The sequence below is a fragment of the Candidatus Falkowbacteria bacterium genome, from assembly GCA_013336275.1.
Lineage (GTDB): Bacteria > Patescibacteriota > Patescibacteriia > Patescibacteriales > GWE2-39-37 > JAAXUA01.
In genome coordinates, this window is sequence record JAAXUA010000001.1 from 261,561 (window position 1) to 284,603 (window position 23,043).

Annotated in this window: 29 protein-coding genes; 9 read left to right on the top strand and 20 right to left on the bottom strand. The window is 50.7% G+C overall.

Features of this window, described 5'->3' with window-relative positions; all coding sequences use genetic code 11:
* The 5 genes from serS to HGA34_01320 all read left to right on the top strand — a co-directional run bounded on the left by serS (position 1) and on the right by HGA34_01320 (position 5,218).
* Positions 1–1,278 carry a serine--tRNA ligase gene (gene serS, locus HGA34_01300; protein NTW22163.1) on the top strand — a complete coding sequence of 426 codons (1,278 nt, stop codon included), beginning with the start codon at positions 1–3 and terminating at the stop codon, positions 1,276–1,278.
* A 12-nt stretch (positions 1,279–1,290) separates the two neighbouring features.
* Entirely contained in the window at positions 1,291–2,151 is an 861-nt protein-coding gene (locus HGA34_01305; GenBank protein NTW22164.1) for a hypothetical protein, read from the top strand.
* A gap of 319 nt (positions 2,152–2,470) precedes the next feature.
* The gene (locus HGA34_01310) at positions 2,471–3,745 is read left to right on the top strand and encodes a hypothetical protein (GenBank protein ID NTW22165.1); all 1,275 of its coding nucleotides are present in this window, start codon (positions 2,471–2,473) and stop codon (positions 3,743–3,745) included.
* Between the two features lie 65 nt (positions 3,746–3,810).
* Positions 3,811–4,053 carry a hypothetical protein gene (locus tag HGA34_01315; protein NTW22166.1) on the top strand — a complete coding sequence of 81 codons (243 nt, stop codon included), beginning with the start codon at positions 3,811–3,813 and terminating at the stop codon, positions 4,051–4,053.
* A gap of 199 nt (positions 4,054–4,252) precedes the next feature.
* Positions 4,253–5,218: a tyrosine-type recombinase/integrase gene (locus tag HGA34_01320; GenBank protein NTW22167.1), complete on the top strand. Its 966-nt coding sequence runs from the start codon at positions 4,253–4,255 to the stop codon at positions 5,216–5,218.
* 68 nt (positions 5,219–5,286) lie between these two features.
* Here HGA34_01320 and HGA34_01325 read toward each other — a convergent pair whose 3' ends face one another.
* Positions 5,287–5,961, bottom strand: a complete 675-nt coding sequence (locus HGA34_01325) for a PEP-CTERM sorting domain-containing protein (GenBank protein ID NTW22168.1) — start codon at positions 5,959–5,961, stop codon at positions 5,287–5,289.
* 189 nt (positions 5,962–6,150) lie between these two features.
* Entirely contained in the window at positions 6,151–7,401 is a 1,251-nt protein-coding gene (locus HGA34_01330; GenBank protein ID NTW22169.1) for a peptidoglycan DD-metalloendopeptidase family protein, read from the bottom strand.
* Between the two features lie 89 nt (positions 7,402–7,490).
* On the opposite strand from HGA34_01330, the gene HGA34_01335 reads away from it, so the two are divergent.
* Positions 7,491–7,868 (top strand): DUF1801 domain-containing protein, encoded by a 378-nt coding sequence (locus tag HGA34_01335; GenBank protein ID NTW22170.1) that lies wholly within the window; start codon positions 7,491–7,493, stop codon positions 7,866–7,868.
* A gap of 4 nt (positions 7,869–7,872) precedes the next feature.
* Here HGA34_01335 and HGA34_01340 read toward each other — a convergent pair whose 3' ends face one another.
* Entirely contained in the window at positions 7,873–8,490 is a 618-nt protein-coding gene (locus HGA34_01340; protein NTW22171.1) for a TVP38/TMEM64 family protein, read from the bottom strand.
* 74 nt (positions 8,491–8,564) lie between these two features.
* Here HGA34_01340 and HGA34_01345 point away from each other — a divergent pair, with 74 nt between their 5' ends.
* The gene (locus tag HGA34_01345; protein NTW22172.1) at positions 8,565–9,623 is read left to right on the top strand and encodes a hypothetical protein; all 1,059 of its coding nucleotides are present in this window, start codon (positions 8,565–8,567) and stop codon (positions 9,621–9,623) included.
* A gap of 42 nt (positions 9,624–9,665) precedes the next feature.
* Here HGA34_01345 and HGA34_01350 read toward each other — a convergent pair whose 3' ends face one another.
* The 17 genes from HGA34_01350 to HGA34_01430 form a co-directional block, all read right to left on the bottom strand.
* Entirely contained in the window at positions 9,666–10,322 is a 657-nt protein-coding gene (locus HGA34_01350) for a type 1 glutamine amidotransferase-like domain-containing protein (protein NTW22173.1), read from the bottom strand.
* Positions 10,323–10,331: 9 nt separating this feature from the next.
* A complete protein-coding gene (locus HGA34_01355) occupies positions 10,332–10,610 on the bottom strand; it encodes a hypothetical protein (protein ID NTW22174.1) in 279 nt (92 codons plus the stop codon).
* A 1-nt stretch (position 10,611) separates the two neighbouring features.
* Positions 10,612–11,157, bottom strand: coding sequence for a histidine phosphatase family protein (locus HGA34_01360; protein NTW22175.1), 546 nt, complete (start codon positions 11,155–11,157; stop codon positions 10,612–10,614).
* A gap of 18 nt (positions 11,158–11,175) precedes the next feature.
* The gene (locus tag HGA34_01365) at positions 11,176–11,586 is read right to left on the bottom strand and encodes an HIT domain-containing protein (GenBank protein NTW22176.1); all 411 of its coding nucleotides are present in this window, start codon (positions 11,584–11,586) and stop codon (positions 11,176–11,178) included.
* Between the two features lie 37 nt (positions 11,587–11,623).
* Positions 11,624–12,301, bottom strand: coding sequence for a hypothetical protein (locus tag HGA34_01370; GenBank protein ID NTW22177.1), 678 nt, complete (start codon positions 12,299–12,301; stop codon positions 11,624–11,626).
* A gap of 4 nt (positions 12,302–12,305) precedes the next feature.
* Complete coding sequence (locus HGA34_01375; GenBank protein NTW22178.1) at positions 12,306–12,746, bottom strand: NUDIX domain-containing protein; 441 nt, start codon at positions 12,744–12,746, stop codon at positions 12,306–12,308.
* A 5-nt stretch (positions 12,747–12,751) separates the two neighbouring features.
* Positions 12,752–13,177 (bottom strand): NUDIX domain-containing protein, encoded by a 426-nt coding sequence (locus HGA34_01380; protein ID NTW22179.1) that lies wholly within the window; start codon positions 13,175–13,177, stop codon positions 12,752–12,754.
* Positions 13,174–13,797: a methyltransferase domain-containing protein gene (locus HGA34_01385; GenBank protein ID NTW22180.1), complete on the bottom strand. Its 624-nt coding sequence runs from the start codon at positions 13,795–13,797 to the stop codon at positions 13,174–13,176. The genes HGA34_01380 and HGA34_01385 overlap by 4 nt, the downstream gene beginning before the upstream one ends.
* A 7-nt stretch (positions 13,798–13,804) precedes the next feature.
* Positions 13,805–14,119, bottom strand: coding sequence for a nucleoside triphosphate pyrophosphohydrolase (locus HGA34_01390; protein ID NTW22181.1), 315 nt, complete (start codon positions 14,117–14,119; stop codon positions 13,805–13,807).
* Positions 14,120–14,147: 28 nt separating this feature from the next.
* Positions 14,148–14,369 (bottom strand): DUF1653 domain-containing protein, encoded by a 222-nt coding sequence (locus HGA34_01395; protein ID NTW22182.1) that lies wholly within the window; start codon positions 14,367–14,369, stop codon positions 14,148–14,150.
* A gap of 15 nt (positions 14,370–14,384) precedes the next feature.
* On the bottom strand, positions 14,385–14,834 hold the full coding sequence (locus tag HGA34_01400) for an NUDIX domain-containing protein (protein ID NTW22183.1): 450 nt from the start codon (positions 14,832–14,834) through the stop codon (positions 14,385–14,387).
* A gap of 50 nt (positions 14,835–14,884) precedes the next feature.
* Positions 14,885–15,259 (bottom strand): NUDIX domain-containing protein, encoded by a 375-nt coding sequence (locus HGA34_01405; GenBank protein NTW22184.1) that lies wholly within the window; start codon positions 15,257–15,259, stop codon positions 14,885–14,887.
* 81 nt (positions 15,260–15,340) lie between these two features.
* Positions 15,341–15,727, bottom strand: a complete 387-nt coding sequence (locus HGA34_01410; GenBank protein ID NTW22185.1) for a hypothetical protein — start codon at positions 15,725–15,727, stop codon at positions 15,341–15,343.
* Positions 15,724–16,098, bottom strand: coding sequence for a hypothetical protein (locus tag HGA34_01415; protein ID NTW22186.1), 375 nt, complete (start codon positions 16,096–16,098; stop codon positions 15,724–15,726). Before HGA34_01415 ends, HGA34_01410 begins: the two co-directional genes overlap by 4 nt.
* 83 nt (positions 16,099–16,181) lie before the next feature.
* On the bottom strand, positions 16,182–17,675 hold the full coding sequence (locus tag HGA34_01420; protein ID NTW22187.1) for a glutamate--tRNA ligase: 1,494 nt from the start codon (positions 17,673–17,675) through the stop codon (positions 16,182–16,184).
* A gap of 2 nt (positions 17,676–17,677) precedes the next feature.
* Positions 17,678–17,878, bottom strand: coding sequence for a hypothetical protein (locus HGA34_01425; protein ID NTW22188.1), 201 nt, complete (start codon positions 17,876–17,878; stop codon positions 17,678–17,680).
* Complete coding sequence (locus HGA34_01430; protein ID NTW22189.1) at positions 17,875–19,092, bottom strand: WecB/TagA/CpsF family glycosyltransferase; 1,218 nt, start codon at positions 19,090–19,092, stop codon at positions 17,875–17,877. Before HGA34_01430 ends, HGA34_01425 begins: the two co-directional genes overlap by 4 nt.
* A gap of 142 nt (positions 19,093–19,234) precedes the next feature.
* Here HGA34_01430 and HGA34_01435 point away from each other — a divergent pair, with 142 nt between their 5' ends.
* Both HGA34_01435 and HGA34_01440 read left to right on the top strand, forming a co-directional pair.
* Entirely contained in the window at positions 19,235–20,221 is a 987-nt protein-coding gene (locus tag HGA34_01435) for a hypothetical protein (GenBank protein NTW22190.1), read from the top strand.
* A 145-nt stretch (positions 20,222–20,366) separates the two neighbouring features.
* On the top strand, positions 20,367–23,003 hold the full coding sequence (locus HGA34_01440) for an AAA domain-containing protein (protein ID NTW22191.1): 2,637 nt from the start codon (positions 20,367–20,369) through the stop codon (positions 23,001–23,003).
* Positions 23,004–23,043 lie beyond the last annotated feature (40 nt).

A 23,043-nucleotide genomic window follows, 5' to 3' on the forward strand; every position in this document is an offset into this window, starting at 1 on the left:
ATGCTAGATATCAAATTCGTCCGCGAAAATGCGGAACTGATCAAGGCCAACACCAAAAACCGGCTAGTCGACATCGACATCGATGCTTTGCTGGCCACCGACCAAGAACGCCGCGGCACCGAAGGCAAGATCGACCAGCTGCGTGCCGAACGCAACCGCGTCTCCAAGGCCAAGCCGACGCCAGACATCATCCTGCAGATGAAAGCGGTCGGCGAAGACATCGCCACTTTCGAAAAGGAGCTGGCAACACTTGAGGCCAAACAGCGCGAGATGCTGCTCAAGGTGCCTAACCTGACCCACCCCCAAGTCGTCGTCAGCAGCAACGAGAACGACAACCCGGTCGTCTCGGTCTTCAAGGAGCCGACCAAATTCTCCTTCGAGCCGAAAGATCACGTCGAGCTCGCCACCAAGCTTGACCTGATCGATTTCGATCGCGCTACCAAAGTCACCGGCGCCAAATTCTATTATCTTAAGAACGAACTGGCCTTGCTTGAATTCGCTTTGATCCAATACACCTTGCAGATCCTGACCAAGAGCGGCTTCACTCCGGTCATTACCCCGGACCTGGCCAAGAGGGAGGTCCTGGAGGGCCTGGGCTTCAACCCGCGCGGCGAATCGACCCAGATTTACAATATCGAGAATACTGACCTGAGCCTGATCGGCACGGCCGAGATTACCATGGGCGGCTACCACAAAGACGAGCTGTTCGAAGCAGCTGAGCTGCCGAAGAAGTATGTAGCCGTTTCCCACTGCTTCCGCACCGAGGCGGGGAGCTATTCCAAATTCTCCAAAGGCGTTTTCCGCGTACACCAATTCACCAAGATCGAGATGTTCGTCTACACCACCCCTGAACAAAGCGAAAAGATCCACCAAGAGCTTCTGAAAGTCGAGGAAAAGATCTTCAAAGGTCTAGACGTCCCGTTCCGCGTGGTCGACCATTGCACGGCCGATCTTGGCGGCCCTTCTTACCGCACCTACGACCTTGAGGCCTGGATGCCAGGCAAGCCGAACCAGGCTGGTGTCAACGGCGATTGGGCGGAAATCACTTCCACTTCCAATTGCACCGATTACCAGGCGCGCGGCTTGAATATCAAATACAAGACCGCTGACGGCGCCAAGCAATACGTGCACATGCTCAACGGCACCGCCATCGCCATTACCCGGGCCATGATCGCCATCATGGAAAACTATCAGCAGGCGGACGGCTCTATCATCATTCCTAAAGTCTTGCAAAAATATCTGCCCGGCCGCATCAAGGCCATCACGCCTAAAGCCTAAACGCTTACGCCAATGAGGAGGGAAAAGCGACTAAAAAAGATCGACTACAGCCGGAAGCAATACCGGAATCCTTTTTTTTCCCAAAAGCACGCCCAGGCAAAGCACCAATCCCAGGATAAGTGGCTCCTGCTCAAGGCCTTCGGCATAGCCATGGTCGTCGTCTCTATCATTTGCGGCACCTTCTGGGCCGTCTGCTACAGCCCTTGGTTCGATATAGTCAACCTATCCGTCGCCGTGCCGAAAAAAATCAGCCAGCAAGAAGTCGAAAATCTAGTCTGGGGCCAAGTGAACGGCAACCGCTGGCTGGTCATCCCTGAACGCAACATGATCTTTACCGACACGCAGGCGCTTGAGGCTTCGCTTAGGCAACGTTATGTCTTGGGCGGATTGGCCATCAAGAAGGATTGGCCGCACGGGCTATCGGTAGAGCTGATAGAAAAGGCTTATCACGTTGCCTGGCAAGAGAACGGCAAGAAATACCTGGTCAACAAGGATGATTTCACTGCCATCGAAACCACTGACCAGGAAATCGCCGAAAAGAAATTGCCGCTGATAAATAACGTCGGCCAGCCGAAGATAAATGACGGCCAACTAGCGGAGGGGCGGAATTCTCTGACCGCGGTGATGTCTGCCGATGACAAACTGGCAAAAAAGCCTAACCGCTTAGGAATCAAGAATTTTGAAATCAGCAACGACTTCGCCTCCGGCTTCATCGGCATCACGGCTGGACCGAAAATAATTTTCAACGCCAGGGAAGACTTGGATCGCCAAGTGAACAAGTTCGAATCCCTGATGACGCAGGAACAGAAAACCGAGCTGGCGCAAAAAAAATACATCGATCTGCGCTTCGGCGACAAATTATTTTATCAATAAAATACCACCATGCCCAAGGAGACGACTAGCCGCAGGACGGTTCGCCGGCCCACAGTGCCGCAACCACCCGTGCAAAGCCTAAAAACAAGCAGTTGGAAGCTTAAGCGCCTAAGCCAGCTCATGGCCGGCGACCCTTCGATTTGGGGTGTCGCCTGGGCCTTGTTATGGCGTATTATGGTCTTATTGCTCGCCTTTCGTACCATTATCGTCATTATCAAATCAATATTGTATTATTTAGCTAATATTAGCTAAATAATTATTGTAACATTCGCGGGCTTGAAATGTAATATTTAGTATAATAAGTAACTAAAGACACCCTATGAAAAAGACAGCAATTGCCAGTTTCGCGTTGCTCGCGTTCCTGGTTGCTGGCAACGTCCAAGCGGTCAATTACACCGCCCAAGACGTAGCCACTCACAACACAGCAGCCGACTGCTGGACCACCGTAAACGGCAAGGTTTACAATTTGACGACCTACATCGCATCCTCATCCCATCCAGGAGGGAATTCAGCGATCACCGGTCTTTGCGGTATCGACAGCACGGCCCAATTCACGGCTAAGCACGGTTCGTCCGCTGCAGCCAATGCAGCCTTGGCCAACCTCTTTCTCGGAGACATCTATGTAGCTCCAGTCGTCGACACTACAAAGCCTTCGACTCCGACCGGTCTTTCGGCCATCGTGACCACCAGCAGCGTAGCACTGAATTGGAACGCTGCCAGTGATAACGTCGCTGTCACCGGATATAACGTAATGCGCGGCACTTCAACCATCGCCACTACCACTCAGAGGAATTATACTGATTCCGGACTGGCAGCGAGCACCAGCTACATCTATGCCGTTTCGGCATTCGACGCTGCGGGGAATACCTCTTCCAGCTCGGCAGCTCTCACCATCAACACTGCCCAGCCGACCCCGGCCAGCACATCGACTGCTACTTCGACCCCGAAGAAGCGCTTCAAGTTCAAGGGCAACGTCGATAATTTCGCCAAAGTCATCAACATCCGCTCTAATGAGCTGGTCAAGATCTATATTTTCGGCGATGCGACACTTGATCCGACCCAGATCGACATGAAGACCGTCAAACTGGCTGGCGCATCTGCTGTCCAGTTGGTCCTGCGCGACCTGAACCGCGATAAAAAGATCGATGCTATCGCATCCTTCCGCGCCAAGCAGATGACCGAATTCAACAACGCCACATCGAGCGTAACGACTGCCAAGCTCGTTTTCAACACCAAAGATGGCAAGGCCTATGAGCAAATCATCAAGGTCCGTGTCAAATACTGGAAGACCGAGAAGCAGCGCAAAGAAGAGAAGCGCATGGAAGAGCTTAAGAAGAAAATAGAGAAGCAGAAAGAACAGCTCAAGAAAGAGGCCGAAAAGAAAAGGGAAGCACTGAAGCAAGCTGCAGAGAAGAAGAAAGCAGCATTAAAGAAAGAAATGGAAAAGAAGCAGGAGGCCTTGAAGAAAGAGGCCGAAAAGAAAAGGGAAGCACTGAAGCAAGCTGCAGAGAAGAAGGCCCAGCAGATCAAAGGCTGGGAGGACAAAAGTTACGAGCAACTGAAAAAGCTCGAAGACAGGACTTCGAAAAAGTAACCACTTTTCAATAAAAAAACCGCGCTGACAAAGCGCGGTTTTTTTATTGAAACTGCGACTTCCCTGTGCTAAAATTAATAAAAGAGCAGGGCAATGGGGCCTCGGTCCCGATATTTATAAAGAGCCAGGGAAGTACTAGTTCCCTCCTAATCCTCAAAAAAATGGAAGCGGCATTCAAGTTCCTATTCGCCTTCGGCATATTCATCTTCTGTTTGGTAGTTATCGGCTTCTTTATCTTGTTGATAAAATTCCTGCTGCTGTTTACCGACCACATCCAGATCATGGGCGTGATAATGACCAGCAGCTAGTATTCGGACACGAACTCTTGATAATAACGATGGCACTTATCCTGTGAACAGGCCGTCAAGCACAAACTGTCAAAACCCACACGGACAAGGTGTGGTGTTATATCATACACCCTTCATTTCGATTAATCTACATTACGCGAAGTGACATATGGGTGGTATAACTATACCCAAGGTTAGCTAAAAAATATCGCCCTACCCCATGAGCAAGTCCCAAAAACCTATAATCGACTACCTCTACGACTTCCTCGACTACCTCGAGATAGAAAAAGGTCTGGCCTCTGAGTCGCAAAAAAATTATTCACGATTCTTGAAGAAATTTTTCGACTGGCTGGAAGACACTGACTTGGCCGAACTCAAGCCAGGCCAGCTGACTGCGGATCATGTCTGGAAGTACCGGCTCTACCTCTCTCGTCACCAAAGCGAACGGAGCAGGGCGAACTTGAAGAAGAGCACACAGAACTACTACCTCATCGCCCTACGCAACCTATTGGCTTACTTCGTGGAAAAGGACATCACTTCCCTGCCGCCTGATAAAATAAAACTGGCCAAAGAGAAATCGGACAAACAGGTGACCTTTTTAAAAATCGACCAGATCGAAAAGTTGCTCCTAGCTCCGGACACGACCTCGGTCAGCGGCCTCCGTGATCGGGCCATCCTTGAGACTCTTTTCTCGACCGGACTGCGGGTGGCCGAGCTGACCCGCCTTGACCGCGACCAGCTGAAAATCAAGCCGGGGAGCAACACCTTTTTAGAAATCAGCATTACAGGCAAAGGCAGCAAGGTCCGCACCGTCTATTTCTCTGAACGGACAGTGCAGTGGCTAGCCAAATATCTGGCCAAGCGCTCGGACATCGACCCTGCCCTGTTCATCAACTTCACCACGGCCCAGCAGAAGAGCGAGTCGCGCCGCCTGACCGTCCGCTCGATCGAAAACATCGTCAAGAAATATATCAAGATTTCCGGACTGCCGATAATGTCCAGCCCGCATACTCTCCGCCACTCATACGCTACTGACCTTTTATCCCAAGGCGTCGACCTGAGGCTGGTCCAAGAGTTCCTTGGCCACGCCAATATCGCCACTACCCAGATCTATACCCACGTGACCAACAAGCAGCTCCGCGACGTGCACCAGAAATTCCACTCTGGCAAGAATCTCAAGAACTAGCCCTTCCCTGCTATAACAAAAAAGGCCCGGCATTGCTGTCGGGCTTTTCGTTTGCGAGATGTGCTTGTTCAGATGGACGTTGCGGCCAGCTGGTTGCGGTTCTGGCGCCTTTTGCCATAGATGGCCAAGGAGGCTAAACCGATTCCCAAAAGGACGCTGGTGGCGGGTTCGGGCACAGGCGCCGACTGGTCGGTCGGGACGGTCCACTCCCCCCGCAGTTCGGCAAAATCCTCTGCCCGGTAATCGACCATGTCGCTGGCGTACATATTCGGAATGGGTCCGAAGCTGTTTTCGTGGATGCTTGAGTACATTTGCCACGATCCGTTGTAGTAGTTGGTCTGGAACGTCAGCAGATTGATCTGCCCTTGCGGCGGAGCGTCGATGCTGGGGGTGTTGTAGAAAAACCAGAAAATGCTGATCCCCAAGGGGCTGCCTTCATAAGTCCTTCCGTCGAAAACGGAATCCCAGACGAGATAATTATCGCTGGACCCCCAGGCGCGAACATAGTTTTGGTTCGGCCTATCCCCATGCCAACCCGGATTCAGAATGTTGCCGATTCCGTCGAAGTTGATGCCATTCTCTGGCGATGCTGTTGAAAACCGTTGACCAGAGAGGATGAAGCCTTCGACGAAGTTGAAGGGCTCGACCGATACCTGGGCGAATGTTTGCGTCCAGGGCAAAGCGAATGCGGTGCCGGTGGACAGGATGGCCAAAACGATTACGGATACCAGGATCTTTCTCATTGTTTGTTTCCTCCTTGTGCTGGGTTGACTGCGGATAAGTGTCGTGCTTCTGAACGATGTTTAAGGTGCTGCCTCAGTGAGGATTTCTTTGGAATTTCCAAATGTCGTTATATTAACACTTATTAACTTTTTTGTCAATGGGTACAGAGCAACAAAAAACAGGCCCAACAGGGCCTGTTTTAACTAATTTTACGGAAGATATTCCAGAGGATTTACTGGTATGCCGTTCAATCTGACCTCAAAATGAAGGTGGGGACCAGTCGTCAGCTTGCCTGCTCCTGGCGTGCCTGGCATGCCTCCTGAGAGGCCTATAGGCTGCCCCTGGACGACGTATTGGTCCTCTTCAACCATTATCTTGGAAACGTGGCCGTAGACCGTAGCAAGGTTGTTGCCATGGACGATCATAATGTAGCTATACCCCATGCCCGCATCCTTGGCCCGAGCAACGTAGCCTGATGCAGCGGCACGCATGGTCGTTCCCTGCTTGGCGCGGATATCGACGGCTGGGTGCTCGAAGATGTATCGGAAAGGATAATCGGGGTCGTGGAAATACGTGGTGATGGTGTTCTTGGAAACAGGCCAAATCATCCCGGCAGGATTCTGTTCAAGTTTCTGCTGCTGCTTCTTCGAAAGCTTCTCGCGCATCAATTGCTCCAATTGGACGACTTCGGCGGCGGCGGCAGACTGTTCCTGTTTGGCCTGGGCAATCAAGCGCTGGAACTGCTGTTCCGATTCCTCGGTCTGGACGACCAAGAAATTCTTATCCTCTTTCTCGCTCTCGAGCGAGACGCGCTTGTCATCAAGGCCCTTTTTCAGTTCAGCCAGCTTCTTGTTTTTCACTTCCAGAGCGCTCTTCTTCGCCTGAAGATCGTCATGAAGTTTTCTCAAATCCTCAAGGCTGTCAGCCAGTTCCTGATTCACGTCTTCTAGATATTTGACCTGGTTCATGAACTCTGAAAATGAATCGTTCAGCAACAAGACCTCAAGGGCATTGGCGCGATCCCTTTTGTATAAAAGCTTGAGCACCGTACCGACGTGATCCTTTTCGCGTTTGATCTCTTCCTCCTTGTTGGTTATCTCAATCGTGGTCTTTTTCATCTCAAGAGTGGTCTCATCGATCTCAACCTGCAGGCGCTCTATCTCCAACATGGTCGCAGCGATACGGTTATCCAATACCCCCAGCTGATCAACCAAAGTTGCCTTCTCGTTCTTCTTCTCGGCCAATGCTTTGGCGTACTCCTCCTGCTTCTTCTGTATTTCTTCTGATTTTTGACGCCTAGCCTTTATTTCCTTATTGATCTTATCAACTTCCCTGTCTATGGTGGCGTTGTCTTCTTGCCCTTGCACGAACAAAAAGCCGACAGCGAATAAGATTATCGCCGTAGGCAAGGCAAGCCAGTACATTTTTCTGAAGGGCTGCACGGAGCTTTTCATGTTCATATTATACCACGATTTTAAAAAATGTAAAAATTCCGCTGCTGCCACAGTGTCATTAATAAATTTTTAATGTATAGTGCTATAATTAAGGCATGAAAGACCTTGAACAAATCTTTACTGCGCTCAAGAGCATCCTTGAGCGCTACAACCCGCCTCTGATTGTAAAAGGTGCCAATACCGCCAAGCCACAGTACATTCTTTGGTCGGTGAAGGATGTTGTAATTGCTGGACGCCCGCGCAAAGAGATCGCTTTTGCCGGCCTAATAATCCAAAAATCATATGTCGGCTTTTACTTTATGCCGACTTATGCTAATGACGAATTGAAGAAATTTTTCGCACCTGGCTTGCTGAAGTTGCTTAAGGGTAAAAGCTGCTTCCATATCAAGGAGCTCACCCCGGAGCTGCAAAAAGAAATCGAGCAGGCGCTTGATCTCGGCTGGAAAAGGTATGAAAAGAATGGCTGGGTTTGACCGTTCAAAAAATCTTCGCTCTTTTCGCCCACCAGATCGCCAAGGCGAATCCGGCAACTGCTAACAATAGCTGGAGCGCGAAAGGCCAAGCTGCGGCATAGGAAAAGATGAATGAGAAAGGCAGCAGGCCTAGGGCTGTTGCCCAAAAATACGGCGTAAAGCTGATCGAGGTGAAGAGACCTAGGGTGTAGCTTAGCAGATCGGCCGGCAAGATGATGCGCAAGACCACGATAGTGACAAACAGGTTGTGTTCACCGATAACTTTCTCTATCCTTTCCAGTTTATCGATTTCAAAAAATCGCGCCACCAGGGGCTTACCGAAACGTCGTGCCAGAAGGAAGGCGATAACCGAACCCGCCAGCCAGCCAGCGAAACTTATGATTGCGGCCCAGAAACTGCCCCATAACGCCACTGCCAACGGCAAGAGAGGCAAAGCGCTGACTGGGGCCACTACCGTTGCCAGCAGTTCACCCAAGAAATAAGCGAAAATACCCACGCCATTACGGACTGACATCCACTCCCTGATCGCCTCGGCATATCGTCCGGAGTAATATGATGAAACCAGAAACAGTATTATGATAGCAGCTGTAACAAGTATCTCCCTTTTGTGTTTTATGGCCATAACATTGCATTTATTCTCATACCATAGTATAGTATCGCCGCATGAAAAATCGATTAAGCACTAACCTCAAACATATGCGTAAAACATTTTTTGCCTTTTTGGCCGCTAGCCTGCTCGGTTCAGGCCTATACGCTCTTTCCCCGTTCGCTGAAGGCGCACATTATGCCGGGGTGCGCAGCGGATATATAGTAATCCAAGTCGAACAGCACGGCGAGGCTTGGTATGTCTTTCCGACCAACGGCCAGCGCTACTACCTGGGGCGCCCGGCTGACGCTTTCAAGGCGATGCGCTCGCTTGCTCTAGGGGTGCCTCACGGCCTGATCGCTAACACGTCCGTATTCCCCGAGCGTTTTTCCGGCATGATACTTCTGGATGTCGAGAGCCATGGCGAGGCCTACTACATCTATCCTAAGAACCGTCAGAAATACTACCTGGGACGCCCGGATGATGCATTTCGTGTCATGCGAGAACTCGGCCAAGGAATCACCGACGCCGAACTGAAATACATTCCTGAGGGCGAACTTGATAAGCCGATAATCCTACCGACTGGCAAGACTACTAATATCAAAGTCCCCTTCACTTCCCAGGCTCCATTCGGAGGCTGGTCGGACCAGCGCCAGCAGGACGGTTGCGAGGAATCCTCCTCACTGATGGCCGTACGCTGGGCCACGGGCAAAGCATTGACGAAGGATGAAGCCTTGAAGGAGATTCTCGGCTCATCGGACTATACCCTGAAAAAATACGGCGAATACCGTGACATCTCAGCCGCCGATACGGTTTCCTGGATCCTGAATGATTATTTCAAATACACCAAAGTTGGGCTCAAGAAAAACATCACCGTTGATGACATAGTGGCCGAGCTCGACCGTGGCAATGTAGTGCTGACGCCGATGGATGGCCAAATGCTGCATAACCCGAACTTTACCTCTCCGGGACCGCCCAGGCACATGCTTGTCATCCGCGGCTATGATCCTGAGCGGAAGGTCTTCATCACCAACGACCCTGGCACTCGCAACGGTGAAGGTTATGAGTACAGTGCCAAGGTCCTTTTCGAGTCCATCCGGGATTACCCGACCGGCTACCACGAACCGATAAGCAAGATCGAAAAGAATATGATCGTCGTCTGGAAATAACTATCAAAAAACCGGCCTATCAAGCCGGTTTTTCATATTGCATCAATTGAATTTCTTCCAAACCCCTTCGGAAACCACCACGGTTCGCCCGCCATCCACCTTGATCGCCGACTGGTCATCAAGGGCGTAAAAAGTCTCGGGAAAATCCACCGCCAGTTTCTCCAGATTTTCCATATTCAGATTCGGGAAATATGGCGAATTCAGATGCGGTCGGACTAAAAGATCGACATAATCCAACCCTTCATCCTTGTCATATTCCCCCGGCACGTCATCATAAAGCTTTTCTGACATGCTCAAGTCAAGACTCTTACACGCCACCATACTGCCAGCGCTAATCCCGACATATACTCTAGTCTCAAGCAATTCTGGCAACAACGCCGACAAACCGGACTTTTGCAGCCAATACATCAGATGAAAGGTGTTGCCGCCGCCGAACAAAAAAACGTCGGCCGCTTCGAGACGAGGCTGCCAGATATCTTTCGGCAGCGCCGAGATGTCAACGATATCGATTGACTTGAAGCCAAGGTTCTTGCAGTTCACCAAGTCGTTGATCAGCCACCATTTGTCACCCGCTTCGACATTAGCGGCGGTCGGCACGAAAGCAAGATTCAGCTCAGCAAAAGGCCGTCCGGCCAAATCAACTAATGCTTCAGCGATGGACTTGTTCGACAGCCCGGCTGAGGTTAATAATAATTTCATAAGTCTCGGTTATTTTTGAAAATTCTTTTGGCAATCGATAGCCTGCTTGATGCACTCCTCTGGGTCATAACCCAGGTCGTCGCACCACCTTATCGTTGCAAAGATCATATTGCCCAATTCTTTCTTAAGCTCATCATCCGTGTGCGTATCTTGATCCTTGATGGCGTTGCGCTCCCAACGGCAGATATCGCCAAAAACCTTGCCCATCCGGACGATAACCTGGCTGAGGCTCAGCTTCTGCTCGCCCCAGATATCACGGCTTTGTTCCAATAGATTTTTTATTTCCATATTATTTTATTTCATATTTCCAGCCGGGCTGCCAGGCTTTTCGTTTGCGCCAGTCATCCGCAAAGGCCTGATCCCAAGACATTCCCTTCAACAGCACATCCAGGGCTAATTGCGGAGCTTTGTGCGCCACGATGGCCACGGACTTGCCGTCGTGATTCGTTTTCAAAAAATCAACAAATTCAGCGATCCGCTTCTTAACGTCTTCATAGCTCTCGCCGCCAGGAAACCGCCCCATAATGTTCAATTCTTGCATCGGCTCGACGATAGCTGACGGCTTGGCGTTGTATTCGCCGTAGTTGCATTCGCGCAGCCTGGCATCACTGACAATCTTGGCTGCGCCGCCAAAGGTCAGCTCGGCGGAGCGGACAGCTCGGACCAGATCCGAACAGAACACGATATCGAAATGCTTATCCTTGACGATTTCTTTAAGGGCCAAAGACTGCTTGATGCCCAGCTCGGAAAGCTCGACATCGTACCAGCCGGAAGAGATTCCCTGTTCATTATCAGTTGTGGTCCCGTGGACGAAATAAGTTATGCTGACTGCCATAAATAAATTTTACTTGATTCAACTCTCGCGAACTGCCTTGATCCTGCTATTGCTTTTCTGTTTTAAAAAATTACGGATGCCTTTTCCGGCCAAGGGCTCATCATCATATCTTGGCATTACGTGCAGGTGGACATGATGCGGCTCGATTTGCCCGCTGACTTTTCCCACATTCCAGCCTATCGTATAGCCGCTTGGCCCGTACTTCTCATCCAGGTATTTCCTAACCTCTTTCAACAAATTAAACATATCAAGAACTTCTTCATCTGACAAATCGAAAGGGGTGGCCTTGTGAGCGAACGGGATGATGACTCCAGCACCTTCCAAGACACCTTCTGGATTATATCCGTTGCTAGACAAAAAAATACATGTCGCATTTCGCATAACCTCTTCTTTTCCCAAAACTTTCTTGTCGCAAAACATGCACTCCATATTTGCTGGTGTTAGTTTTATAATTCCCAAAATCGTTCTATTTGAACTCTTTAATCACCTTGGCGATTACCGCTTGGACTTCCTTGTCGGCCACGTACTTATAGCTGAACCTTCGCTTCAGCAGCTCGGTGGCATTGCCATACGTCCTCGTGAGCAGCTTCAAAGCATGGTACAGCTCGACTTCTCCCTGCTTATCCTTGGCGTGGCGCTGAAAGCCGCGGATCAGGTCATAAACGACATGGGCTTCGCAGACCGGCAAATACTTGCCTTCATTAATAGGAGCATAAGCCGTGATTGTTTTTTTATCTTTCAACACGGCACCGACGAAGCGGTGCATGCCATCGAGGACCCTGTACATCCCGCTTTCATCCGGCCCTCGCAGCAATATCGGTTCACTTCCGAATGATGCTTCAGTTTCGAACTTTTTCCTGACAACCGCATTCTTTGCCATCAAATCGCTAAACTTCTCGACAGATTTATCGCACCGTTCGAGCAATATCTTATTCCACCCAGGGTTGGTTCCGGTAAAAAGAATCTTCTCCACAGGCAGCTTAATCTTCCTATATTTGATCTTAGGATTTGCCAAGTAATCGCCGATCCAATTCAAACCCACCCCGGCATTGACCAGGATCCGACCGCGTGGATCAAGCTGCTTCTTGCTCTTAGACTCTTCGTGAGCGGCTAAATCGCTCAAATACTTTTCAAATTTATTCATAATTTCACAATCCTATCTCGCTATAATGAACCCCCATGCGGATATCATCTAATGCCTGTTTAACTTCGGGCAAAACATTTTTCGGAAGATTATCCAAAGGGTACCAGGCCAATTCGTCGCACTTCTCCGGCTCCATGTTCTTGACTTCCCCGCTCCATTTGCTGGCCGTGAGGTAAATATCAAAATATTCCCGGTCCGATGAGATGCGATGCATGACATGCGAGACTTCAAGGTCGACCGATTCCAGCACGATTCCAGCCTCTTCTGCCGCTTCACGGATGATGCATTGCGAGGCCGTCTCTCCGCCGTCGAGATGTCCGGCCACCAAGCTGTAATTGCCGTCTTGGTACCCGGTGTTATAGCGCCGCAAAAGCAAAACCTGGCCATCTTTGACCAAAACCAGATAGGCCGCGACATAGGCCCTGAATCGTTCTTTGTGTGACATAAGAATTACTTACCTCGCTCATTAATAAAGGCTTCGATATCTTCAAGCATGCTCTGCTTGGTAACCATCTCCCGTGCTTCTTCCGGCGTCACCCACCTCCAGTCCGAATGCTCTTCAGATATCCTGATATCATCGGTATTCGTCTTGCACCAATACATTATTCCGACCAACTCATTTTCAGCGATCCTCTCGCCTCTAAAGATGTGAAAAATCGAAATCGGTTTTATGATTTCAATATCTGCTCCGGTCTCTTCCATGACTTCGCGCCTCAAGCCGACCTCCGGCTCCTCGAATTGGTGAAGGCGCCCCGTGACATATTCCCAGATTCCAGGAGAAAAGTCCTTTTCATCACTTCGCTTGAGCAACAATATCTTGCCAGTAGCCGCATTCTCGATTATCGCCCCAGTGGCGACCAAAAATCTTCCATTCATAATTCAGTAGATAAGGGTTTATCAAAGTAAAAGTCCGACTCGCTGTTTTCATTGATTCCGTCCAAAAAATAGGCCAGCTTGAATCTTGTTTTACCGCCCCAGATGATATTTTCCAAGCGGCAGCAGCCAAAATATGACAAAGTTTCGAAGGTAAAATTCTTCGGTACCCTGATCACTATATTCGATGTGATATAGCGCTTGGTCAAATCGAACATCGCCTTCATGCTCGGCTGCGTGTCTTCTATATTATCAACGTGGAGGGATTTTTTTTCGCCGGCAACGCTCCAATCCGGGTCAAGTATAGCAACCTCTGCCGAAATGTTCTTCAGCAAGTTTTCATCAAGCACATCGCCGACTATGAATTCTATCTTGTCGGCAACACCGTACAGTTCGGCGTTATATTTGGCATCCTTGATTCTATCGGGACTGATATCCACTCCGATCACTTTTTCCATGCGGCGAGCCAGCGGTATCACTGCCATGCCGACAGCACAGCACAGTTCGACCGCCGAATTGAAGCGTGACAGCTGATTGGCGATATGCTCGCCGACGACTTCGGGGCAGCTCATGTAATACGCATCCTCATCAGCCTGGATAGCCTTTAAAAACTTCTGTTCCATAGTTTCATCACTCTACCACTCTTTCCAGGATTATTCTTTGTCCGAATCCTCCCCGCTCCTCTGCCTTTTTACGACGCACAGCCTCAAGACTTGATAAGTCGACGTTTTTCAAAACGCATATCGCATGCAAGACTTCCAAAATGTCAGCGGCTTCTTCTGCCGAGGGGTTTTCCAAAAACTCAGCCACCTCTTCGTGCAGCTTTCTCTCAAGCGCCTCGCCATATTCCCCAGCGGCGGCAATATGGGTGATCGGCAGCTTACCTTTTGCCTTGATGATTTCCGGAATCTTGTCCCTGACTAATTTATCGTATTCCATGCTAATTGATTTTTTTAGTATCGTTTTCATAAAATCAGTCTCCTACCGGCTTGAATCTCAAGATTTCCTTGCCGTCAATCACGACTGTTTCAAGAAACATTTTCATCGGCCGAACCCACAGTGAATTATCACCGAATTTTTCGTGCTCATACAGCGCCCTGTAGACCACCAATTCCTCAAGGGTTTCGCTATGATGCGCCACGCCAATGACTTCGTAATAGTTCCCTTTGTAGTGTTGGTACTTTCCTAATTTCATAAAATTGCCCACGAATTATCTTTGACCCAACAATTCAATCGCCTCCAGAGCCAGCGGTTTTACATTCGCCGGAGCGTCTTCAATCGTCCTTATCTCATCCGCCGTAAACCATTTCAGCTTGGACGTTTCTCCATCTTGCGGGTTGAGTGCGTCCGTCTGAGAAGTGGCGTAATATATGAAATCGATATGCTGGTGGAATTGGTTGATATCCTCGAGCAAGAGATGCGCCGGACGGATCAGCTGCATCACGTCGCCCATCTCTATTTGCGGATCAGGAGAATATAGCTCAACATCCAAGCCCGTCTCTTCCCTCACCTCCCTCAGGGCTGCCGCCTGGGGCAGCTCGTCCCGGTCGATATGGCCTCCGACCGGAATCCAGAAACATAGCTTTTTGTGGTGATGCAGGAGCACCTTGTCCTTGTGCACGATAAAGGTGGTAGCGGTAAAATGCTTGGTAATTTCCATATTGGCGTTTTACTTGATAAACGAAAACTTTGGAAAACGGCTATCTGTTTTCACAGATAGCCCTGCTGACGGAGGTGGGCGACGATCTTGATTAAGGCGTCGCTGAGATTGTAAGTCTCGGGCTGGTCGGTCCATTCTGCCGCATTGATTTCGGCCTTAGGAAAGACCTTACCGCTGCCGTCGGCCATATAGACCTGAGCGGCAAAAGTGTAACCCTTATAAGGCGCTGTGCCGATGAACTCCCCAAGAAAGACCGGCGGCTCCATTTCGAGTCCTGAAAGCTCCTCGCCCAATTCCCGCATGAGGCAATCAAGGTCAGCCTCGCCGTCCTCAGGTTTGCCGCCCGGCAAAATCCAGAACTCGCCCTTGCGCACCAACAGGATACGCCCTTGATCGATAACCACTACACAGATGACTCTTCTCATGCCTCCAACCTCCATTGATAAGATCATCTCCTTTCCAAAATATTCGTTAATAGGTGCAAATTACAACTAAATAATACTTAATTATTTTCTGTACAAATATAACATTAATCCATAAATAAACACTGAAGAGACAACCATAATAATGCCCATGTATATTTTTCCATCAAAGAAAAAGTTTATAGCAAAACCCACACCAACTGCGGATGCAAAAAATTTTATTAGCTCAGGTAAAAAAATAGTTTTTAACCTATAATCCATTAGGTTATTTTTCTTTTCGAGTTCGTGATTAGTGCTTCGAAGCTTTTCCAACTCATTTTGACTTTGTTTGAGGGATTTCTTAAGTGAAGCAACCTCATCCTTTAGATTGCCATTTTCAGCAAATAAAATTTTGCCCACTCCAGAATTGCACAGTTCCTTATCTTTGAGCTGTGAAATTGGCTTATTGTTTTTTTTCTTACGAGTGTTCACTTTTTTATAAATAGTTCTCGTGGCTCCATGTCTGACCACCCATATCTCTTAAACGGTTTAAACGGTTTAAACTGCTTAAAGGGTCTAAATGGTTCATGCTCGACAAACATTGGGAATGGCTTAAATTGTTTGAATGGTAAAAAAGGCCTTGGCGCATCTGTTGGATGCTTGCCAAAGCCAACACAGTTACCACCATGATCCCTCATTATACCATTTTCAAACCAGCCAACATGTTGCCCAGAGTAATTATATAGATTTGTCCCATCAAGAAAACCAATGCTTTTGCCATCAAAGCCAACCAGCCTTCCATTGTCAAGAAGTCTTATACCTGGCTTTCCATATCGATTGTATATTACATCGATTTCTTTCATATATTTATATTACCTATTTGGCAATTATTACGGATTTCACATTTCATTGTCACGAATATCACTTGATTCATTTACCGCTCGATTTATTTCAACTTCACAGCTCCAGCCCTGATCCTATCAATCGCCTTTTCCTTACCTAGAGCCTCGGCTACTTCGAATGGTCCTGGGCTTTTATCCCGGCCGGTCATGGCGACGCGTGCCGGCCAGAGGACCTCGCCGACGGTGATCATAGCGCTTCGGATATGGTTCATCAGTGCCTCTTCGATAGTGAACCTGGTCCATTCGGTTTCGGGGATGCGCTCAAGGACATCAGCTGCTGCCTCGAGATTCTTCTTGGTGGTTTCGGCGTCGCTCTTCTTCCAGACCAAAAGCGAACCTTCATATTTCAGTTTCGGCTGGAATAAGTAGTCGGTGAGGTCATTGATTTCTGATAATTTCTTCAAACGGTCATGAGCCAAGCCGACGAACAGCTCAAGCTGCTGGCGGCTGACTTTTTCTCCCGTCAAATTATTGAGCCACTGCCCGTCTTGGACATCAAGCAACTTACCCTCGACCAAGTACGGCAAGACCAGGTCAACGAGCTCATGCACCGTCTTCTGGCGGATGTAATGGCCATTGATATAATCCAGCTTCTCGGTATCGAAGATCGCCGGGCTGGTGCCGATATCTTTGATCTTGAATTCGCTGATGATCTGGTCCAAGGGCATGATTTCCGTATCGCTCTTCGAATGCCAGCCCAGAAGGGCGCAAAAATTGAGCAGCGCCTCCGGCAAGTACCCCTTCGTTCGGTAATCCTCGACCGCAACGTCGCCATGGCGTTTGGAGAGCTTGCCGCCCTCCTTATTCAAGACCAGCGGGATGTGGACGAACTTGGGCGGTTCCCAGCCGAAGTTCCGATAGAGTAAAACGTTCTTAGGAAAGGATGAAAGCCATTCGTCGCCGCGCACCACGTGGCTGATCTCCATCAGGTGGTCGTCGACCACGTTGGCGAATTGGTAGGTCGGCATCCCGTCAGTCTTGATGAGCACATGGTCCTCCAGATTCTCCGCCTTGAAGGTGATGTCTCCGCGCAACTCATCAAAAGCCGTGACCTCGCCCTCGAGCGGCATGGCTTGGCGAATGGTGAAGGCGTCTCCTCGAGCGACGCGAGCCTCGACTTCTTCCGAGGACAGGTTGCGGCACCGGCGGTCGTAGCGCGGCGGCAGCTTGTTAGCCATCTGTTCCTCCTTCATGGCCGCGATCTCCTCGGACGAGCAGAAACAGCGGTAGGCGTGGCCGCTCTCCAGAATCTCCGCGGCGTACCGGTCATAGATATCGCGGCGCTGGCTCTGGACATAGGGTCCGAACGGTCCGCCGGAAAGCGGGCTCTCGTCGAAATGGATATCGAGCCAGGCCAGAATCTCGACCAGGTGCTCGGCGGCACCAGCCACCTCGCGTTTCTGGTCGGTATCCTCGATGCGCAGAATGAAAGTGCCCTCCAGTGCTTTGACGATGAGGTAGTTGAATAAGACAGTGCGCAGGCTGCCGATATGCAGGAAACCGGTCGGCGATGGCGCGAAACGGACGCGAGTACTCATGGCTATTTGTTTAAGATATTAATGATGTATGGGAAAAGGAAAAACGCCAACGCGAGAGACAAGACCAAAAGCGTGAAGCTCAAGCCGATGACCCAGCGCTGCAGGCGCCAGACCTTCTCTGCCAGCTTTTCCCGATCCTTTTTCAAAAGCTGGTTGGTGATGTCGTTCAGGAGATAGATGTATTTTTTGAATTGGAGTTTCATATTTGTTTCAAATATTCGTTGAATTTGTCCAAGAAAACTTGCGTCGATTTGCGGCGGACATGGTGGACGGTCGCGACCAGACGATCGGTGTCCACCCACTGCCAGAAATCATGGTCCCAATAGTTCAGCTTGATTTCGGCATCGTCGCCCAAAAACTCGATGACGGCCAAAGACTGCTTCTGCCCTTTGTAGCCCGAGTCGCGGGTGACTTGGTGCTTGCCGAGCGCACCGTTGAAATCGTAGCGCCAGACATCCTTAAAGACGGCTTTGACCTCGAACTTGTCCGTGCCCAACTCCTCGGTCGCCTCTCTCAGGCCGGCATCCTTCGGGTCTTCCCCGTCGGTACCTCCCTGGGGCAGCTGCCAATGAGGCTCGGCCGAATAGGAACGACGCACGACTAATACCTGATACCGTTCGTTTTGACGCCGATAAATCAGACAGGCGACATTAGGTCGGTAAAGCCGAGGGCGGATGAACTGCCAGACCAGAAAGCGCCACATGAAGACGAAAACGGCTCGCCAGATCCGCTGATAGCGCCGGAAAACGACTTGGCCCTGAGCATTGGACGGTTTCTGAAAAAGCCGCCAAGACCACTCGAGCCCCAAAAGCCGCATCAGCTTCGGCGCCCGTTTTACTTTGCCCGAAATGAAATCAAGTGCGCCGCCGATGCCGACGGCCAGACGCAAGCCAGGCACCTTCTCTAAATTATGAAATACGAATTTCTCTTGATAAGGTGCGCCAAGGGTGACTAGCATGATCGATGGCGCTCCGACTAAAGATGGCGAGAAGTCGCGGCCGAAACGGTCGACGGCCTGCACCGAAACCTTCAAACGCGGGTAGCGCGCCTTGAGTGCGGTTTCAATGTCGGTGGCGCTAGACAAGCCTTCGCGCCAATTGACGACTAGCACTGACAACTGCCGCTCCTCAGCCATGGCAAGGAGGTCAGGCACCAGGTCGGCACCAGTGACCCTGGGCGCATTGACGCCCTTGAGCCAGCCAGCAGCCTTCAGTCCCATTCCGTCCATCAGAGACAGGTCGGCTTTGTTCAATATATGGAACAGCTCTTCATCATGATTGGCGGCCAAAACGATCTCGGGATTGGGCGTGACCAGGAAACGGGGCCTATCGCCAGCCAAAAAAGCTTCGACGCGCTTGAGCGCCCCGGCTCGATCAATGATGGACAGCTTGATTCCTAAAATATTTACCTGGTTCATAATATCATGATTATATCCTAACTTGAGCCAAAAAACAAGACTTAATATTGACTAATCCGGCAAAATATGTTTAAATTTCCAATTATAAACGCCCTTTATCACAACCGCTTCAGCGGATAAACCCACCCAAGGAGGCCCGAGAATGCCAAAGTATGTAAAAGCCCACGGAATCAGCCTGGACAAAGACAGTATCCTGATGTTCGGCGTACTCAATCAGAATGGCAATGCCATGCTGCTGGATGGAGTACTCGAATTCCAACCCGTAACCGAAAAAGGAGTCAGCATCACCGCTTACCGCAAACTGGACGAAAACAGCCACTTCTTCGATGGCCATTTCCCCGGTAAACCGGTCTGTCCTGGCCACTACCTGCTCCAGATGGCCTATCTGACTGCCCAGCTGTTCCATTTCTGCCTTACCGGCAAAACGAGCTTCACCCCCTGGCACATCAGAGCAAAAGAGCTTACCAACCGTGCCCCAGCGCTTCCGGGAGATACGATGTACATCACCTGTATCGAACCGGAGATGGATGATGAGACCTTCGCTTGCTCTGCCGTAATCAAAAACCAGAATGGCACGCTCATAGCCTCGGTCGACAATCTGTGCTTTTTCACTAAGCCTTTCGACCCCGCTACGGTCACCCTATCCGAAGAAAAACCAGGCATCAATCAGGAAATCTTTCAGCTCAACGGCCTGGAACTGGACTACCAGAACATCATCGCGCACTCGCTGCTCCCCCACCGTGGTCATGCCCTGCTGGTCGACGGCGTCACCTCTTTCAGGAAAACCAGCCACGACGCGATCATTACCTCGACCTACAACCTGATGGACAAAGGCATCTTCTTCTCCGGGTACAAGTTCTGCCAAGGACACTACATGCTTGAGATGGCTTATCTGACCGCCGCCCTCTTCCATTACTGCCTTACCGGCGAAACCAAGGGCGCCCCGGCCCCCTTCCGCACCACCGAAATCGCCTTCCTGCGGCCCGCCCTTCCCGGCGAAACCCTGAAAACGATCTGTTGCGCCCCCGAGCTTCGCAGCCGCACCTTCAGCTGTTCAGCAACGGTAACCGACAGCGACAACCGGCCCATCGCCAATTTCGGCCGCATCAACGGGATATCCCTGAAGTAATCGCTCACTCATTGAATTTAAGGCGCCTAGTCCGACTAGGCGCCTTACTTTTATCTTAATCATTCTTGACAATAATAAGAGTATCTCATATAGTTAATTTAGCAGTCAGAGTAATGGAGTGCTAACTACAAATAAAAGCAATAATATGAATAATATGTTCGACAAATTTACCCATAAATCTCAGGAGGCTATCATCAACGCGCAGATGATAGCGCAGGAGAACGGCCAGCAGCAGATCGAGGCCATTCACCTCCTCGCTGCCCTCTTGGAACAGAGCGAGAGTCTGGTCCGTCCGGTTTTAGAAAAATTGAAAATCAGTCCGCGCGAATTGGAACGTCGTCTCAACGACGAGCTCGACCGTTTGCCCAAGATCGATACCCAGGCCAACGTCGGCACGGTCCAGGGCACGCCTGAGGTGGCCATGATCCTCGAAAGCGCCAAACAGGAGGCGGAAAATTTCGGTGACGAATTCATCTCGACCGAACACATCTTGGCCTCTATGGTCAACGTCAAATCGAAAGCCCAGAAACTGCTCAAGGATATGGGCGTCGATTATGATACGGTCTTGAAGATCATGTCTGAGCTGCGGGGCAACCAGAAGATTACCGACCCGGACCCGGAAACCAAATACAAGACTCTGGAAAAATACACCGTCAATCTGACCGCCTTGGCCCGAGCGGAAAAGCTCGACCCGGTCATCGGCCGCGACGAGGAGATTCGACGCATCATGCAGATCCTCTCCCGCCGCACCAAGAACAACCCAGTCCTGATCGGTGAGGCTGGCACGGGCAAGACCGCCATCGTCGAAGGTTTGGCCCAACGCATCGTCGCCGGCGACGTCCCTGAGACGCTCAAAGGCAAAGAGCTGGTCTCGCTCGACTTGGCCGGCCTGATTGCCGGCGCCAAATTCCGCGGCGAGTTCGAAGACCGCTTGAAGGCCGTCCTGAAAGAAGTCCAAAGCCAGTCGGGCAAAATTATCCTCTTCATTGACGAACTCCACACCCTCGTGGGTGCCGGTGCTTCCGAAGGCGCCATGGATGCCTCTAACATGCTCAAGCCGGCCCTGGCCCGCGGCGAGCTCCATGCTATCGGCGCCACTACCACCAAAGAATATCAGAAATATATCGAAAAGGACGCCGCTCTGGAGCGCCGCTTCCAGCCGATTTTCGTGACCGAGCCGACCCAAGATGACGCTATCGCCATCCTACGCGGCATCAAGGAGAAATATGAGATCCACCACGGTGTCCGCATCACCGACGATGCCTTGATTGCCGCAGTCAAGCTTTCCTCGCGCTACATCTCCGACCGTTTCCTACCGGACAAGGCCGTCGACCTCATGGACGAGGCCGCCTCTTCCCTGCGCCTGGAGATCGACTCAAGCCCGCAGGAGTTGGATGACTTGAAGCGCGAAATCAAGCGCTTGGAGATCGCCAAGGCCGGGCTCTCTAAAGAAAAGAAATCATCCTACAAACTGCGCCAGATCAACAAGGAACTGGCCCAGCATCGCGAGACCGCCAACCAGCTCGAACTGCACTGGCAGAATGAGAAAGAGGCCATCAGCAAGATCCGCGAATCCAAAAAGAATATTGACGAGTTGAAATCCCAAGCCGAAATCATCGAACGCCGCGGCGACGACCTGACCCAAGTCGCCGAGATCCGCTACAGCCGCATCCCTAACCTGGAAAAAGAGATCAAGAAGCAGGAGACGATCCTGATGAAAATACAGCAGAACGGCCAACGCATCCTCAAAGAAGAGATCGATGAGGAGGACATCGCCAAGGCCGTCTCCCGCTGGACCGGCATCCCGGTCGCCAAGATGCTTGAGAGCGAAATGCATAAGCTGACCAAGGCCGAGCACGAGCTAGGCAAGCAGGTCATCGGCCAGGATGAAGCCATCACGCGCCTCTCCAATGCCCTCAGGCGCTCGCGTGCCGGCATCGCCGAGGAGAAGAAGCCGATCGGCTCCTTCCTCTTTGTCGGTCCTACCGGCGTCGGCAAAACCGAGCTGGCTAAAGCCTTGGCCGAGTTCATGTTCAATGACCGCCAAGCCATGATCCGTATGGACATGAGCGAATTCATGGAAAAGCACTCGGTCGCGAAATTCATCGGTTCCCCTCCCGGCTATGTCGGCTATGATGAAGGCGGGCAGCTGACAGAACGTGTCCGCCGTCGCCCTTACTCGGTCATCCTCTTCGACGAGATCGAGAAGGCCCACCCCGAAGTCTTCAATGTCCTATTACAGATCTTGGACGACGGGCAGCTGACCGACTCCAAAGGCCGTTTGGTCAATTTCAAGAACACCATCATCATCATGACCTCAAACCTCGGCAACGAGGTGATCCGCGAACATTCCATGGGCTTCTCCGATTATGGCAGCAAGCAGGAGGAAGAAAAATGGCGCGATGAGGAGATGCGCGAAAAGATCGACAAGATTCTGCGCGACCATTTCAAGCTCGAATTTCTGAACCGCATCGACGAGATCCTGATTTTCCGCAGCCTCTCGAAAGAGGCCTTGTCCCGCATCGTCGACCTTGAGATCCTCAAGGTGGCCGGTCGGCTCAAGAACAAAGAGATAACCATCAGGGTGGCACCCAAGGTCAAGAAGATGCTGGCCGACAAGGGCTACGATCCGACTTTCGGCGCCCGCCCGCTGAAGCGCATCATCCAGACCAAAATTTTGGACGAACTCGCGATGGAAATCATCGAGGGCAAGGTCAAGGAAGGCCAAGAGGTCATAATCGACCTAGGCGTCAAAGACGAGGTTACCCTAGGCGTCAAATAAAGTACGCTCATATAAAAAACAACCGCCAACTGGCGGTTGT

Excerpts from the sequence above, each read along its gene's own strand:
- HGA34_01405 (NTW22184.1), bottom strand. The coding sequence starts at position 15,259 with ATGAGAAGAGTCATCTGTGTAGTGGTTATCGATCAAGGGCGTATCCTG.
- serS (NTW22163.1), top strand. The coding sequence starts at position 1 with ATGCTAGATATCAAATTCGTCCGCGAAAATGCGGAACTGATCAAGGCC.
- HGA34_01420 (NTW22187.1), bottom strand. The coding sequence starts at position 17,675 with ATGAGTACTCGCGTCCGTTTCGCGCCATCGCCGACCGGTTTCCTGCAT.
- HGA34_01395 (NTW22182.1), bottom strand. The coding sequence starts at position 14,369 with ATGAAATTAGGAAAGTACCAACACTACAAAGGGAACTATTACGAAGTC.
- HGA34_01360 (NTW22175.1), bottom strand. The coding sequence starts at position 11,157 with ATGGCAGTCAGCATAACTTATTTCGTCCACGGGACCACAACTGATAAT.
- HGA34_01305 (NTW22164.1), top strand. The coding sequence starts at position 1,291 with ATGAGGAGGGAAAAGCGACTAAAAAAGATCGACTACAGCCGGAAGCAA.
- HGA34_01350 (NTW22173.1), bottom strand. The coding sequence starts at position 10,322 with ATGAAATTATTATTAACCTCAGCCGGGCTGTCGAACAAGTCCATCGCT.
- HGA34_01380 (NTW22179.1), bottom strand. The coding sequence starts at position 13,177 with ATGAATGGAAGATTTTTGGTCGCCACTGGGGCGATAATCGAGAATGCG.
- HGA34_01435 (NTW22190.1), top strand. The coding sequence starts at position 19,235 with ATGCCAAAGTATGTAAAAGCCCACGGAATCAGCCTGGACAAAGACAGT.
- HGA34_01385 (NTW22180.1), bottom strand. The coding sequence starts at position 13,797 with ATGGAACAGAAGTTTTTAAAGGCTATCCAGGCTGATGAGGATGCGTAT.
- HGA34_01400 (NTW22183.1), bottom strand. The coding sequence starts at position 14,834 with ATGGAAATTACCAAGCATTTTACCGCTACCACCTTTATCGTGCACAAG.
- HGA34_01370 (NTW22177.1), bottom strand. The coding sequence starts at position 12,301 with ATGAATAAATTTGAAAAGTATTTGAGCGATTTAGCCGCTCACGAAGAG.
- HGA34_01415 (NTW22186.1), bottom strand. The coding sequence starts at position 16,098 with ATGAAAGAAATCGATGTAATATACAATCGATATGGAAAGCCAGGTATA.
- HGA34_01365 (NTW22176.1), bottom strand. The coding sequence starts at position 11,586 with ATGGAGTGCATGTTTTGCGACAAGAAAGTTTTGGGAAAAGAAGAGGTT.
- HGA34_01335 (NTW22170.1), top strand. The coding sequence starts at position 7,491 with ATGAAAGACCTTGAACAAATCTTTACTGCGCTCAAGAGCATCCTTGAG.
- HGA34_01320 (NTW22167.1), top strand. The coding sequence starts at position 4,253 with ATGAGCAAGTCCCAAAAACCTATAATCGACTACCTCTACGACTTCCTC.
- HGA34_01355 (NTW22174.1), bottom strand. The coding sequence starts at position 10,610 with ATGGAAATAAAAAATCTATTGGAACAAAGCCGTGATATCTGGGGCGAG.
- HGA34_01310 (NTW22165.1), top strand. The coding sequence starts at position 2,471 with ATGAAAAAGACAGCAATTGCCAGTTTCGCGTTGCTCGCGTTCCTGGTT.
- HGA34_01325 (NTW22168.1), bottom strand. The coding sequence starts at position 5,961 with ATGAGAAAGATCCTGGTATCCGTAATCGTTTTGGCCATCCTGTCCACC.
- HGA34_01345 (NTW22172.1), top strand. The coding sequence starts at position 8,565 with ATGCGTAAAACATTTTTTGCCTTTTTGGCCGCTAGCCTGCTCGGTTCA.
- HGA34_01340 (NTW22171.1), bottom strand. The coding sequence starts at position 8,490 with ATGGCCATAAAACACAAAAGGGAGATACTTGTTACAGCTGCTATCATA.
- HGA34_01430 (NTW22189.1), bottom strand. The coding sequence starts at position 19,092 with ATGAACCAGGTAAATATTTTAGGAATCAAGCTGTCCATCATTGATCGA.
- HGA34_01425 (NTW22188.1), bottom strand. The coding sequence starts at position 17,878 with ATGAAACTCCAATTCAAAAAATACATCTATCTCCTGAACGACATCACC.
- HGA34_01375 (NTW22178.1), bottom strand. The coding sequence starts at position 12,746 with ATGTCACACAAAGAACGATTCAGGGCCTATGTCGCGGCCTATCTGGTT.
- HGA34_01440 (NTW22191.1), top strand. The coding sequence starts at position 20,367 with ATGAATAATATGTTCGACAAATTTACCCATAAATCTCAGGAGGCTATC.
- HGA34_01330 (NTW22169.1), bottom strand. The coding sequence starts at position 7,401 with ATGAACATGAAAAGCTCCGTGCAGCCCTTCAGAAAAATGTACTGGCTT.